The 13,366-nt window shown below is 72.7% G+C and carries 8 protein-coding genes; 5 read left to right on the top strand and 3 right to left on the bottom strand.

The window, feature by feature from the left end:
• Nucleotides 1–39: 39 nt before the first annotated feature.
• Nucleotides 40–1,278, top strand: a complete 1,239-nt coding sequence (locus tag ACWPXV_RS14525; protein ID WP_454085884.1) for an MFS transporter — start codon at nt 40–42, stop codon at nt 1,276–1,278.
• On the opposite strand, the gene ACWPXV_RS14520 is transcribed toward ACWPXV_RS14525, so the two are convergent.
• The 3 genes from ACWPXV_RS14520 to ACWPXV_RS14510 all read right to left on the bottom strand — a co-directional run bounded on the left by ACWPXV_RS14520 (nt 1,275) and on the right by ACWPXV_RS14510 (nt 5,869).
• A complete protein-coding gene (locus tag ACWPXV_RS14520) occupies nt 1,275–1,955 on the bottom strand; it encodes a hypothetical protein (protein ID WP_454085883.1) in 681 nt (226 codons plus the stop codon). The two genes, ACWPXV_RS14525 and ACWPXV_RS14520, sit on opposite strands and share 4 nt — an antisense overlap.
• Before the next feature lie 43 nt (nt 1,956–1,998).
• Nucleotides 1,999–4,020, bottom strand: coding sequence for a serine hydrolase (locus ACWPXV_RS14515; RefSeq protein ID WP_454085882.1), 2,022 nt, complete (start codon nt 4,018–4,020; stop codon nt 1,999–2,001).
• 109 nt (nt 4,021–4,129) lie between these two features.
• The gene (locus ACWPXV_RS14510) at nt 4,130–5,869 is read right to left on the bottom strand and encodes a pyruvate dehydrogenase (RefSeq protein WP_454085881.1); all 1,740 of its coding nucleotides are present in this window, start codon (nt 5,867–5,869) and stop codon (nt 4,130–4,132) included.
• Nucleotides 5,870–6,332: 463 nt separating this feature from the next.
• Here ACWPXV_RS14510 and ACWPXV_RS14505 point away from each other — a divergent pair, with 463 nt between their 5' ends.
• From ACWPXV_RS14505 to ACWPXV_RS14490, 4 genes are all read left to right on the top strand, one after another.
• Complete coding sequence (locus ACWPXV_RS14505) at nt 6,333–9,866, top strand: PQQ-dependent sugar dehydrogenase (RefSeq protein ID WP_454085880.1); 3,534 nt, start codon at nt 6,333–6,335, stop codon at nt 9,864–9,866.
• A gap of 67 nt (nt 9,867–9,933) precedes the next feature.
• Nucleotides 9,934–10,947, top strand: a complete 1,014-nt coding sequence (locus ACWPXV_RS14500) for a sugar phosphate isomerase/epimerase family protein (protein WP_454085879.1) — start codon at nt 9,934–9,936, stop codon at nt 10,945–10,947.
• Between the two features lie 17 nt (nt 10,948–10,964).
• Complete coding sequence (locus ACWPXV_RS14495; protein ID WP_454085878.1) at nt 10,965–12,245, top strand: hypothetical protein; 1,281 nt, start codon at nt 10,965–10,967, stop codon at nt 12,243–12,245.
• Nucleotides 12,246–12,314: 69 nt separating this feature from the next.
• Nucleotides 12,315–13,340: a WxL protein peptidoglycan domain-containing protein gene (locus ACWPXV_RS14490; RefSeq protein ID WP_454085877.1), complete on the top strand. Its 1,026-nt coding sequence runs from the start codon at nt 12,315–12,317 to the stop codon at nt 13,338–13,340.
• The last annotated feature ends 26 nt before the right edge of the window (nt 13,341–13,366 follow it).

The following is a 13,366-nucleotide window of genomic DNA, read 5'->3' as shown; positions in this document are numbered from 1 at the left end:
GGGTGGGAGGAGCGCAGACCGATCCTCCGTGGAGACCGATTGTCCGCCCTGTCCTCCTACCGCAGCCTCTTCTCGCTGACCGGTCCGCTCTACGTCGTCGTCGCGCTCGTCGCGCGGCTGCCCCTCGCCATGGCGCAGATGGGCACGCTCCTCCTCGTCGCCGAGGTGAGCGGCAGCTACGGCGGTGGCGGCGCCGCGGCCGGCGCCTTCGCCATCGTCAACGCGGTCGCCTCGCCCGTCGCCGGTGCCCTCACCGACCGGATCGGGCAGCGCCCCGTTCTCCTCGTCCAGTCCGCGGGCGGCTCGCTCGCGCTCGTCGCCCTCGTCGTGCTCTCCGGGCAGGACGTGCCGTGGCAGGCCCTCGCCGTCGTCAGCGGCGTCGCGGGCCTCTTCGTGCCGCAGATCGGGACGATGGCCCGCGTGCGCTGGCGCGAGCTCGCCAAGACCCGCGGCAAGGAGCGCTTCACGCTCCTGTCGACCGCCTTCTCCTACGAGGGCGCGGCGGACGAGGCCGGCTTCGTGCTCGGCCCGGCCATCGTCGGCACGATGGCGGCGCTCGTCTCCCCGGCCGGCGCCCTCCTCGTCGCCGCCGGCGGCCTCGCCGTCTTCGCGACGTGGTTCGCCGTCCACCCCACCGTCGAGCTCGTGCGCGGGCACCGCGGCGAGAGCGGGGCCACCGGCCCCCGGGTGAGCCCGCTCCTCGTCGGGCTGGGCGCCGGTCAGCTCATCGTCGGGACGATCTTCGGCTCGGTCCAGGCCGGGACGACGGCGATGGCCACCGAGGCCGGTGAGCCCGGTCTCGCCGGGCTGCTCCATGCCGTCCTCGGTGTCGGCAGCGTCGTCGCGGGCCTGACGATCGTCATCCTGCCGGTGCGCTTCCGGCTCGCCGACCGGCTGCCCGTCTTCGCGGCGGGCCTGGCCGTGCTCACCCTGCCGCTGCTCGTCGTCGGCTCGCTGGGCGCGCTCGCCCCCGTCCTCGCCGTGCTCGGCCTGGCGGTGGCGCCCTACATGATCACGCTGTACTCCGCGTGCGAGCGGGTCGTGGACCCCTCGCGGCTCGGTGCGGCGATGATGATCCTCGCCGCCGCCACCTCCCTCGGCTACGCGCTCGGCTCGAGCACGGCCGGGCGGCTGGCCGACGTCGCCGGCTACACCGGCGCCTACCGGGTGACGGTCGTCGCGGGCACCGTGGCGCTGCTCCTGTCCCTCGTCCTGCGCGTCGCCCTGCACCGCAAGCGCCGCGAGCTCGAGGCCGCGGCGCCCACGCTGGCGGTCTAGGCGACCGGTGCGGGGGTGACGACCTCCCGCCAGTGCTCGGGGGCCAGCGGCTCGCGCTGCTGCTCCTCGCGCCCCGCGAGGTGCTCGCACAGGGTGATCGCGTCGGCGAGCAGGTCGCGCAGCATCCCCGAGGGGTCGGGGACGCAGGCCGTGGCCAGCCCCACCGTCGCGATCTCGACGACGGCGGAGCCCGGGTGGTGGGCACCCACGCCCCCCACCTGCTCGACGAAGGCGCGGGCCCAGCGCTCGGCCAGCGGCACCGCCTCGAGCGCGCGGCGGCTCGCCGGGTGCAGGGCGGCGTCGGCCCCCGCCCGCTCGGCGCGCCGTCGCTCGCAGCTGAGAATGCCCACCGCCAGGGCCCGCTGGTGGTGCTCGCTCACCACCGGCAGGGCCCGCGACGCGGCGAGCAGCGTGAGCTCGTCGTCCCACCGCGGGTCCTCGCTGCGCAGCCCGATGACCGCCGGGATGAGCGTCGCGAGCCGCGGCCGCTCGGCGTCCTCGGTGAGGTCGTTGACGAGCCGCGCCAGATGGGCGAGCAGCGGATGCGTGCAGGCGGGCTTGTCGCTCCACCGCTCACCGGCCAGGTAGGAGGCCAGCTCCATGAAGCAGGCGCCCCTGCGCGGACTGCGGTGCTTGCCCCGCGACAGCATGGGCAGGATCTCGATGTCGGCGTCCACGACGTCACCTCACACTCTCGACGTCTGCATAGTGTGGCCCCTGTCACACGGCGTCCGCAATCGCTACGGGGGCGGCCGTGAGGAGGTCGAGGGTGAAGACGGCCCAGCCGCGCAGCTCGGACCGCGCGTCCTCGCTCAGGGTGTCCGTCCGGCGCGGGCCGTCCAGGTGTCGCAGCACCCGCTCCAGGGAGCGCACGGCGGGAGTCTCGCGGCCGCGGTCGAGGTGGCTACGGGCCTGGTCGAGCGCGGTCGCGAGCTGGTGGGCGATCGGCCCGGCGACGTCCCCCGAGGCGACGTGCCGCGCGAGCGAGGCGTCCAGCCCGGTCAGCGCATCCGCAGGGTGCGTGGGCGCGAGGGACCCGTCCGCCGTGACGCGGGTCCAGCCGTCAGCGACCATCGTCGCCCGGTCGGCGAAGTCCCAGTCGTCGAAGGTGCCCGGGACCTGGATCCGGTCGACGTAGATGCCGCGGCCCGAGTAGACGGCGTCGGTCGCGTAGCGCAGCCGCAGCTCCACGTCGCCGCTGAGGCCCGCGAGGTCGAAGCGGCCCTCCCACCAGCGCCCCTCGCCGTCGCCCGAGGCGCTGCCGGCCGCCGTGACGGTGTGGTCGCCGGCGGTGAGCGTGCCGTCCAGGGGCTGCCAGGTGGCGCCGTCGTCGGTGGAGGCCTCGACGTGGAGCAGGTCGGTCGGCTCGGTGTGGAACCACAGGTCGACGACGAGCTCGTCGTCCCCGTCGAGCGTCACCGGCACGGTGAGCGTGTACTCCATGGCGTCACCGATGCCGGAGTACCAGGCGGCGCCCCGGGTGAAGCCGGTCATCGGGCGGGCCAGGCCCGCGGCGCGCGCGACGGCGCGGCGCACGGGGTTGATGTTGCCCCAGTCGCGGCTGGGGTGGACCCGGTTGGTCATGAGGATGGCGATGGTCTCGGTGTGCGGGTCGATGACGAGCGAGGTGCCGGTGAAGCCGGTGTGCCCGGCGGACTCCGCGCTGGTGAGGACGTCGTGGTAGAACCACGCCTCCAGCTCCGGGCCGAGCCCGCGGTGGGAGGAGGAGAGCCGGCCGGTGTAGTCGCGCATCATCAGCTCGACCGTCGCGGGCTCCAGCACGCGGGCGCCGTCGTAGCTGCCGCCGTTGAGCAGCATCTGCCCGAAGACGGCCACGTCGTCGGCGGTGGAGAAGACGCCGGCGTGCCCGGCCACGCCGCCCAGCCGCCACGCGGCCTCGTCGTGGACCTCGCCGTGGACGAGCCCGCGGGCCGGTGTCGCCTGGTACTCGGTGGCGGCGATGCGCGGGAGCAGCTCGGCCGGCGGGTTGTACATCGTGTCGCTCATCCCGAGCGGGCCGGTGATGTGCTCGGTGACGTACGCGTCCAGCCCCTGGCCGGAGACCCGCTCGACGATCTCGCCGAGGGTGATGAGCCCGAGGTCGCTGTAGAGGTAGCCGGTCCCTGGGGTGCTCGTCGGCGTGACGTCCCAGACCCGCTGGAGCGCGGCGGCCTCGTCCGGCGCGCTCCACAGGTTGATCCACGCCGGCAGGCCGGCGGTGTGGGTGAGGAGCTGCTCGACGGTGATGGCCTCCTTGCCGTTCGCGGCGAAGGCGGGGACGTAGGAGGCGGCAATGTCGGCGAGGTCGACCTCGCCGGCCTCGACGAGCTGCATGACGGCGACGGCGGTGAAGAGCTTGGACAGGGAGGCGAGGTCGAAGATCGTGTCGGTGCGCATCTCGACCTGCTCCTCGGCGGGCAGCTCGGTGGTCGTGTCCGCCCACCGCACCGCATGGCCGACGGCAGTGCGCTCGACGACGACCCCCTCGGCGGCGACCAGCGCCACCGCACCGGGGTAGAAGGGGGTGGGCTCGCGGGTGAGGCCCTCGCGGAGCGCGGGCTCGATCCGCTCGAGCTCGCGGGCGACCAGCCCCACCTCCTCCGCGGTGCCGTCCCGCAGCACCCGCTGCGTGGCGCCGGTGCGGTCCCAGCCCACCCGGTCGTCCGGCACTCCCGCGGCGGGCAGCACCGGCCCGGTCATCACGACGCCCAACGTCGCACCGACAGCAAGCAGCCTGCGCATGACCATCCCCTCCCGTAGGTCCCGGCGTCCTCGCCGGCACCACCCACTGTGACGACAGGCCGCTGCCCACGTCAAGGGTTGACGTGGGCAGCGGTGTCACGCAAAGGAGTTACGGGCGCGGGATGTTGCGGAGGTTGGAGCGCGCCATGGCCATGACCTCGCCCGAGCCGCCGCCGAAGATCTGCTTGGTCATCGACGTCGCGAAGCCCCGCACCTGTCCCGCCGAGATGCTCGGCGGGATCGACAGCGCGTTCGGGTCGGTCATGACCTCCACGAGCGCCGGACCGGGCCGGTCGAAGGCGTCGCGGAAGGCGTCGGTGAGCTCCCGCGGGTCCTCCACCCGCACCGCCGGGATCTCGAGCGCCTGGGCCACCCGGCGGTAGTCGACGGCGGGGGAGTCCGTCGCATGGTGGGGCAGGCCCTCGACGAGCATCTCGAGCTTGACCATCCCGAGGGAGGCGTTGTTGAGGACGACGACGGTGACCGGCAGGTCGTAGTGGCGCAGGGTGACGAGCTCGCCCAGGAGCATCGAGAGGCCGCCGTCGCCGGCCAGTGCGACGACCTGGCGGCCCGGGTCGGCGAAGGCGGCGCCGATCGCGTGGGGCAGGGCGTTGGCCATGGAGCCGTGGATGAAGGAGCCGATGACCCGTCGCCGGCCGTTGGGGGTGAGGTAGCGGGCGGCCCACACGTTGTTCATGCCGGTGTCCACCGTGAAGACGGTGTCCGGCCCAGCAGCCTCGTCCAGCTTCACCGCCGCGTACTCCGGGTGGATGGGGCGGTGCTTCTCGACCTTGCGCGTGTACGCGCCGACGACCTTCGTCATCACCTTCTCGTGGCGCTTGACCATGTCCTTGAGGAAGGCCCGCGACTTCTTGCGCCGCACGAGCGGCAGCAGCATGCGCAGCGTGGCGCCGACGTCGCCGTGGACGGGCACGTCCAGGCGGGTGCGCCGCCCGAGGTGGGTGACGTCGACGTCGATCTGCGCGGTGCGCACGTCGGCCGGCAGGAAGTCGGTGTACGGGAAGTCGGTCCCCACGAGGACGAGGAGGTCGGCCCCCTCCATCGCGTCCTGGCAGGCGCCGTAGCCGAGCAGGCCCGACATCCCGACGTCGTAGGGGTTGTCGTACTGGATGACCTCCTTGCCGCGCAGCGAGTGGCCCACCGGCGCGCCGACCTGCTCGGCGAGGGCGAGCACCTCGGTGCGGGCGCCGCGCGCCCCGGCGCCGACGAAGAGCGTGACCTTCCGCACGGCGTTGATCGCCTCGGCGAGGGCGGCGACGTCCTCCTCGGCCGGCACGAGGGTGGCCGCGCCGGTGGCGGGGACGAGGTGCTGGCCGTCGTCGTCCAGCTCGGCGTCGGCGACGTCGCCGGGCAGGGTGAGGACGGCGACGCCGGGCGTGCCGACGGCGTGCTGGATCGCGCTGCGCGTGACGCGGGGCAGCTGGGCGGGGGTGGTGATGAGCTCGGAGAAGACGGAGGCCTCGGTGAAGAGGCGGTCGGGGTGGGTCTCCTGGAAGAACTGCGTCCCGATCTCGCTGCTCTGGATGTGCGAGGCGATGGCGAGGACGGGCAGCCGCGAGCGGTTGGCGTCGTAGAGGCCGTTGATGAGGTGGAGGTTGCCCGGTCCGGCGGACCCGGCACAGACGGCGAGCCGGCCGGTCACCTCGGCCTCGCCCGCCGCGGCGAAGGCCGCCGCCTCCTCGTGGCGGACGTGGACCCACTCGATGCCGTCGGTGCGCCGGACGGCGTCGACCACCGGGTTGAGGGAGTCCCCGACGATGCCGTAGACGCGCTCGACGCCGGCGGCGGCGAGCTGGCGGACGAGGTGCTCGGCGATGCTCGTGGCCATGGTGCTCCTTCAGGCGGTGGGCGGACCTCGATCGTCGCCCGCGGCCGACCGCCGCGCAGGTCGAGGGCGGTCCCGGTCCGACGACCGGAGGAGGGCCACTCCTCCCTTCGACCAGTTCACCCACTCGCTTGACCAAAGCACTCGTCTTGACTGGTGAACTTTTGGTTGACAGGCGGCATAACTGTCCCTAGGTTCAGCGGCATGGTCAATGCAGACCTGCCGGCACCCGCCGGCACCTCTTCTCCGGGGCCGCTTCCTCACGAAGCCACCCGTCCCACCGCACCCGCGGTCCGCTAGACCCGCCTCACTGCCGCACCGTCGCGGCGTGCACGACCCCCGAAGGAGGTACGACCCCGACCGGCAGCGCCGGTCGCTCGACAGGACAGACCGGGCCCCCACCTCTTTGCACGGACGTAAGGGCCCGGTCCCCGTGAACAACACCTGTGAAGGAGTTGCACCACAGATGAAGGCTAACAACTCCCGGTCACGACTGCGCCGCGGCGTCGCCGCAGCGGTCACCGGGCTCCTCACCGCCAGCGCACTCGCGACGGCGGGCGTGCCGGCCACGGCACACGACGGCGTCGACCACGCCGCCGAGCCGGGCGCCGAGGCGGCGCTCGACTGGTCCAACTACGAGAAGACCACCCTGACCAAGGACGTCGGTGAGCCGCTCGACATGGCCGTCCTCCCCGACGGCCGGGTCCTGCACACCGCCCGCAACGGCGACCTGCGCCTCACCGACCCCGGCACCGGCATCACGCGGATCACCAACAAGATCCCCGTCTACGCCAACTCCGAGGACGGGCTCCAGGGCATCGCGATCGACCCGGACTTCGAGGAGAACGGCTGGGTCTACGTCGTCTACGCGCCGGTCGAGCTGTCCGGCGTCTCACCGTCCACCGGGCGTCCCTACCCGGCGACGACGCCTGCCGGCAACGCCCCGAACTCCCTGCCCGCCGGGCAGGACGCCACGTACTGGGACCAGTGGCTGGGCTACAACCTGCTGTCCCGGTTCCAGTGGGACGACGAGGCCGGTGCCCTCGACCTCGACTCCGAGCAGGAGATCATCAAGGTCGAGGCGCAGCGCGGCCAGTGCTGCCACGTCGGCGCGGACATCGACTTCGACGGGGAGGGCAACCTCTACCTCAGCACCGGTGACAACACCCCCGCCTCGACACCCGGCGCCAACGGCTTCGCGCCGAACAACGACGCCCCGGGGATGAACCCGGGCTTCGACGCCCGCCGCGGCGCCGGCAACACCAACGACCTGCGCGGCAAGATCCTGCGGATCTCGCCGCTCGAGGACATCGCCGACGGCGTCGAGCCTGGTCCCGGCACCTCGTACACCGTCCCGGAGGGGAACCTCTTCACCGGCGAGGAGTACGACGACGTCCGCGACAAGGTCCGCGAGGAGGTCTTCGTCATGGGGGCGCGCAACCCCTTCCGCATCGAGGTCGACCCCGGGACGAACTCCCTCTCGTGGGGTGACTACGGACCCGACGCCAGCGCCGCCGTGGCCGCCGCCAACCCCAACCGCGGCCCGATGGGCTACGTCGAGTGGAACGTCGTCTCGCTGGACACCCCGGTCAACGCCGGGTGGCCCTACGTGCACGGGCCCAACGCCCCGTACAACGAGTGGGACTACGCCACCGCGAGCCCGCGCGAGTTCTTCGACCCCGAGAACCTGCGCAACAACTCGCGCTGGAACAACGGCCTCGTCGAGCTGCCGCCGGCCTTCGCGGCCACGCTCTACTACGGCGACAACCCCGGCGACCAGCCGTGGGACGAGCTCGTCACCTTCGGCGCCGGCTCCGGCCAGGGCCCGATGGGCGGGCCGGTGTACCACTACGACGCCGAGAACCCCTCGACGGCCAAGTTCCCCGAGTACTGGGACAAGAAGAACTTCTTCTCCGAGTTCTCGCAGGACTACATCGCCGCCTTCACCGTGGACTGGGAGTCCTTCGACGTCACCCACATCGAGGACTTCATGCCCAACCGGGCACTGACCTTCGACAACGTCCCGCCGATCGACAACCCGATGGACCTCGAGTTCGGTCCCGACGGCTCGCTCTACGTCCTCGACTACGGCGACGGCTTCTTCCGCGCGAACCCGGACGCCGGGCTCTACCGGATCTCCTACGCCGAGGGCAACAAGGCCCCGCGCCCCGCGTTCACGGCCACCCCGATCTCCTCCTCCGCGGCTCCGCTCGAGGTCACCTTCGACGCCTCCGCGTCGGTGGACCCCGAGGGCGGTGCCCTCACCTACGAGTGGGACTTCGACGGTGACGGCACCTTCGACGCCACCGGCGTCGAGGCCACCCACACCTACGACGAGCTCGGCCTGTACTTCGCCCGCCTGCGGGTGACGGACGCGCAGGGCTCGTTCGGTCTCACCTCCCAGCAGATCTCCGTCGGCAACCAGGCCCCGGTGGTCACGGTCGAGGGGCCCGTCAACGGCGGCTTCTTCGACTGGGGCAACGTCGTCCCGCTGAAGGTGAGCACCCAGGACGCCGAGGACGGCAACGAGACGGTGTGCTCGCGCGTGTCCTGGACCTACGGTCTGGGCCACGACGAGCACGCCCACCCGGAGGTCTCGGGCACCGGCTGCCAGGCCGGCATCCGGACCGACCCGAACTCCCCGGAGCACGGCGCCGGCGCCCTGCTCTACGGCGCCATCGTCGTCACCTACCGCGACGCGGGCCACGACGGCGTCCCCGCGGCGACCGGCGAGGCCACCGTGCGCCTCAACCCGAAGCTCCAGCAGGCCGAGCACGCCATCGGCCGCCAGGGCGTCGTCGTCTACACCGACGAGGAGGCGAGCGGCGGCAGCGCCGTGCGCGGCCTCGGCAGCGGGGACTTCCTGCGCTACGACCCGGTGAGCTTCTCCGGGATCGACAGCGCGGTCGTCCGCGCCACCGGTGGCGGCCAGGTCCAGCTGCGGTGGGGTGCGGCCGACGCCGCGCCCTTCGCCGTCGCCCAGGTCCCGGCCGGGTCCGGCTGGAAGGACGTGACCGTCGCGCTCACCGGCGCCCCGCAGGGCACCGGCGCGCTGTTCGTCACCTCGGCCGACGAGCTCGCCGTCGACAGCCTCACGATGGTGGGCGCCGGCGTCGCCGACGTCCAGGCCCCGACGGTCGCCCACACGCTGGCCCCGGCCACCCCCACCGGTGTCGGCGGCGTGTTCAACCAGCCGGTCCGCCTCTCGGTGCAGGCAGTGGACAACGGTGCGCTGCAGTCGGTGCAGTACTCCGTCAACGGCGGCCAGTCGTGGTCGAACCTCTCCGCCAACCAGCAGTACGGCGTGACGTTCAACGCCAACGGCGTCTACGACGTCCAGTACCGGGCCACCGACACCGCGGGCAACGTGTCCGAGGTGGGCCGCGTGTCCTTCACCATCGACCTGTCCGCTCCGAACGAGCCCACGGTCGACTCGGTGACGCGGGCCTCGGTCCCGTCCCTGCGGGCCGTCTACGGCGCGCCGGGCGAGGTCGCGGTCACCGTCTCCGGTGAGGGCGGCACGCCGTCCGGCGTCGTCGTCGTCACCAGCGGCGGCACGGAGGTCGGCCGGGCCACCCTCAGCGAGGGTGCGGCCACGGTCGAGCTCGACCGGGAGCTGGCGGTGGGCACCCACACCCTGCGGGTGACCTACCAGGCCGACGAGACCTTCAAGGTCTCTTCGACGACCGCGCGGCTCATCGTCACCAAGGCGGCGACCTCGGTCACCGCCGACGTCGCCTCCGTCAAGCCGGCGGTCGCCGCGAAGGTGAACGTCCACGCCGAGACGGAGACCGGCCTCGCCGGCGACGGTGAGGTCACCATCCAGGTCAAGCGCGGTGTGTCGACCGTGGCGATGCTCAGCGCCACGCTCGACGAGAACGGTGACGCCGTCGTCACCCTGCCCAAGCTCGCGGCCGGCAGCTACTCGCTGACCGTCGTGCACAAGGCCACCGCGAACACCACGGCGAGCTCGGTCATCACGAGCCTCGTCGTCAAGTAGCTCCACCCCTCCCGTGCGGGGCCGGCCGCGTGCCGGCCGGCCCCGCACACCCACTCGAAGGAGAGTCATGAGTCACCAGCACGCCCACCCCACGATCCCCAACCGGCCGATGAGCCGCCGCAGCATGCTCAAGGCGCTCGCGGCGTCGTCGGTGGCCGTCGGTCTCGGCGCCGCGATCGGCACCACCGCCGGTGCCGCCGTCGGCTCCATCCCCGGCGCCGCGCCCTCCGGCGGCCGCAACCGCCTCGTGCCGGTCAACCGGATCGGCATCCAGCTCTACAGCGTCCGCGACAAGCTCAGCGGCGCGAACAGCATCGGCTTCCGCCGCCTCTTCGAGGAGCTCTCGGACATCGGCTACTCGCAGATCGAGTTCGCCGGCTACACCCAGGGCGGCGCCGGCGCGATCACCCCTCAGGAGATCCGCCAGCTGCTCGACGACAACGGTCTGCAAGCCGTGGGCAGCCACCGCACCCTGCGCCCGGAGAACATCGACGCCGAGCTCGACATCGCCGAGATTCTCGGCACGCCGTTCCTCGGCCAGGGCGGCGCGGTGACGAACAACAACACCGAGGCCGGCTGGGCGCAGGCCGCCGAGAACTGGAACCTCATGGGCGAGAAGGCGCGCGCCCGCGGCATCAAGATCTACGCCCACAACCACAACGGGGAGTTCCACTACCTCACCGACAAGCCCGACACCCGGCGCTACGACTACTTCCTGGCCAACACGAACCCCGAGTGGGTGTTCCTCCAGCTGGACGTCTACTGGGCCTTCGTCGGCAAGCACCAGGTGCCCGGCTTCGAGCCGATCGACTACGTCCGCAACGACCCGCGCCGCTTCCCGCTGCTCCACCTCAAGGACGGGAAGATCAACCCGACCAGCGGCAACGGTTACGACATCATCGAGTTCGGCGCCGGCGACATCAACTTCCAGGAGTTCCTCTCCGCCACCCGGGACCGCGGCCAGCGGTACGGGCTGTGGGAGCAGGACAACGCCGCGAACACCGCCGTTCCCCCCAACCCCGCCGACTCGCTGGGCAACGCTGCCCGCAGCTACGACGCCATCGCCGCGCTGCGCGGCTGACCGAGGAGAGAGCAGACATGATCCTGAAGCACTGGAAGACGCCGACCGCCGCGCTCGCGGCCGCGGCGCTCGTCGCGATCGCCGCGCCCGCGGCGAGCGCGGCCACCACCGACTGCACCGACGACCTCGGTGACACCGCCGTCGCCGGCGACCTCGTCGTGCCCGACGGCGCCACGTGCGTCCTCGGCGGCGCGACCGTCAGCGGCAGCATCACCGTCGGTGACGACGCGTGGCTGGACGCCACGTCCGTCACCGTCGAGGGCGACGTCATCGGCATCGACACCTACGGCATCTCCCTCGACGGCACCTCCGTCGGCGGGGACGTCGTCTCCTACTCCGAGGGCCGCCGGGGCGGCTTCCTCTACCTCAACGACCTCGCCGTCGGCGGAAACGTCGAGGCGGGAGGCATCGACGTCGAGATCAGCGACAGCTCGGTGGCCGGCGCGGTCGCCACGCTCGCCGCCAACTACGTCGACGTCCTGCGCACGAGCGTCGAGGGCGACCTCTCGGTCGACGGCAGCGACTGGGGCGTGTCCCTGGCCGGCGCCGTCGTCACCGGCAGCGTGACCGTCAGCGGCAGCTCCCACGACGTGCTCCTCGGTGCGACCACCGACGGCGGCGCGGACCAGTGGGGCAACACGGTGGGCGGTGACCTCACGCTGTCCGGCAACACGGCCAACCTCCAGGTCGCCGGCACCACCGTGCTCGGCGCCGTCAGCCTCGACGGCAACGAGCCCGCCGCGAACTTCGGGCCCGGCAACACTGCCGGCTCCGTGGACGGCGACTACACGGGCGCCGCGCCCGCCGCCGGCCCGGCCGACGGCGACCAGTCCGTCGTCGTCGTCGTGCCCGAGGCCGACGCCGGGGAGTTCACCTGGACGATCGACTCGACGAGCAACCTCGTCGACCTCGGTGTCGCGGTGGAGAACGGCGACCACTTCGCGGCCGACGGCACGCTCAACCCCGTGCGCGTGACCGACACCCGCGTCGACGCCCCCCAGTGGTCGATCTCGGGCCAGGTCTCCGACTTCCGCGCCGGTGACCAGACGGTGTCCGGCAAGTACCTCGGCTGGACGCCGCAGGTGCTGGAGAACGACGGCGGCGCCGTCGCCGGCCCGCACGTCGCCTCCGGCTTCGACGAGGGAGAGGGCCTGTCCGTCTCCCGCACGCTCGGCAGCGCGGACGCCGGGCACGAGCGCGGGTCGGCCCTCCTGGGCGCCGACCTCGAGCTCAAGCTCCCGGTGTCCGTCGAGTCGGGCACGTACAACGCGACGCTGACGCTGACCGCGCTCAGCTGACCCAGACCGGTGCCGCCCGTCCCGACCGCCCGCGGGACGGGCGGCACCACCCACCGAAGGACACCTGCCATGGACTCTCCCGCCCGCCGCGCCGCAGCCGCCCTGCTGACGGTGCTCGCCGTCGTCGGCGCCACCCTGCTCGCCTGGACCCTGCCGGCCGGCGCCGCCACCGAGCCCGACGAGGTGACGTGGAGCGTCCAGACGGCCGACAACGCCAACGGCGAGAGCCGGCCCAACTACCAGTACGAGCTCGTCCCGGGGCAAACTCTCGACGACGCGATCGTCGTGACGAACTACTCCGAGCGTGAGCTCACCTTCGCCGTCTACGCCGCCGACGGCTTCCTCAACGAGGCGGCCCAGCTCGACCTCCTGCCCGCCGGTGAGGAGTCCGAGCACGTGGGCCGGTGGGTGTCCGTGGCCGCCGACGAGGTGACGGTCGGCGCCGGTGAGGCCGTGTCGATCGACTTCCGTCTCACCGTCCCCCCGGACGCGACACCCGGTGACTACGCCGGTGGCATCGTCACCTCCCTCGGCCCGTCCGACAGCGGGGAGGGGGTGCAGGTGGACCGCCGTCTCGGCTCGCGGGTCCTCCTGCGCGTGGGTGGCGAGCTGCGCCCGGCCCTCACGATCAGCGACGTCGAGGTCGACCACCGCGGGTCGTGGCTGCCGTGGCAGCCCGGTGACGCCACCGTCACCTTCACGCTGGAGAACACCGGCAACGTCCGCCTCAGCGGCGCCCAGACGGTGAGCTTCGCGGGGCTGCTCGGACTGGGTGGGCGCAGCGCGGCGACCGTCGAGGTCGAGGAGATGCTGCCGGGGAGCAGCTTCGAGCGGACGGTGGAGCTCGAGGGCGTGTGGCCCATGGTGCGCACGACGGGGACGGTCGCCGTCGACGGCGCCCCCGTCGGTGGGGAGGACGAGCGGCCGCTGGCACGGGAGGCCTTTGCGCTGTGGACGGTGCCGTGGTCGGTGCTCGCGGGCCTCGCCGTCGTCGTCGCGGTCGTCGTGCTGAGCCGGGTGCGTGCACGCCGCCGTCGTCAGGGCGAGGACCGCCACGTGGCCGCCGCCGTCGCGGCCGCGGTCGCCGCCCTCTAGCCCGAACCCGCCCCCCTGCTCTGACC

The sequence above is a fragment of the Georgenia sp. Marseille-Q6866 genome (assembly GCF_965111665.1).
This window is presented reverse-complemented; position numbering and strand designations above follow the sequence as displayed.

What these genes read in the sequence shown, in the direction of transcription:
- ACWPXV_RS14515 (WP_454085882.1), bottom strand. Translation starts at nt 4,020, where the DNA reads ATGCGCAGGCTGCTTGCTGTCGGTGCGACGTTGGGCGTCGTGATGACC.
- ACWPXV_RS14510 (WP_454085881.1), bottom strand. Translation starts at nt 5,869, where the DNA reads ATGGCCACGAGCATCGCCGAGCACCTCGTCCGCCAGCTCGCCGCCGCC.
- ACWPXV_RS14505 (WP_454085880.1), top strand. Translation starts at nt 6,333, where the DNA reads ATGAAGGCTAACAACTCCCGGTCACGACTGCGCCGCGGCGTCGCCGCA.
- ACWPXV_RS14500 (WP_454085879.1), top strand. Translation starts at nt 9,934, where the DNA reads ATGAGTCACCAGCACGCCCACCCCACGATCCCCAACCGGCCGATGAGC.
- ACWPXV_RS14495 (WP_454085878.1), top strand. Translation starts at nt 10,965, where the DNA reads ATGATCCTGAAGCACTGGAAGACGCCGACCGCCGCGCTCGCGGCCGCG.
- ACWPXV_RS14490 (WP_454085877.1), top strand. Translation starts at nt 12,315, where the DNA reads ATGGACTCTCCCGCCCGCCGCGCCGCAGCCGCCCTGCTGACGGTGCTC.